This window comes from Domibacillus sp. 8LH (assembly GCF_038806185.1).
GTDB classification, from domain to species: domain Bacteria; phylum Bacillota; class Bacilli; order Bacillales; family Domibacillaceae; genus Domibacillus; species Domibacillus indicus_A.
This window is the reverse complement of sequence record NZ_JAVJNG010000081.1, coordinates 1-435: the sequence shown is the minus strand read 5'-3', so window position 1 is coordinate 435 and position 435 is coordinate 1. Positions and strand designations below refer to the sequence as shown.

The following is a 435-nucleotide window of genomic DNA, read 5'->3' as shown; positions in this document are numbered from 1 at the left end:
CCCTATTCGGAGGAGAAGGCCTTTTCTTTGCTACATTAAGAGGCCCTGGTACAGTGTGGGTTCAATCCCTTCCATTCAGCAGATTGGCTAGTCGGATATTTGCCGCAGCGCCAGAAAGAGGCGGCTCAAAAGGTGAAGGAAGCATTGCCGGAGGCTTATTTGACATCCTCGGCGGTGACAGAAACAGATAAAGGGAAACTGCAATCAGTGGGGTTTGGTTTAATCCCACTGATTGCATGAACCACGTGTTTGACCTTGAAAGTATCGAGCAACTCTCCTGATAAATTCGGCCTCACCTGCCTCACACCTCCTGTTTATCTTCGTCTGCTATGATTCAACTGTAATACATATTGCCAGCTATTACATGATAAAAATTCCCATGCAGATGATTCTCCTCCTTGCACATACTAACGATGTAAGTCTCCTAAAGTGAGG

At 46.2% G+C, this 435-nt stretch carries 1 protein-coding gene; it reads left to right on the top strand.

Annotated features, from left to right (window positions below):
* Window positions 1-191, top strand: a 191-nt coding sequence (locus RG959_RS23855; protein ID WP_342799278.1) for an AIM24 family protein, incomplete at its 5' end; no start/stop codon positions are given.
* Window positions 192-435: the final 244 nt, after the last annotated feature.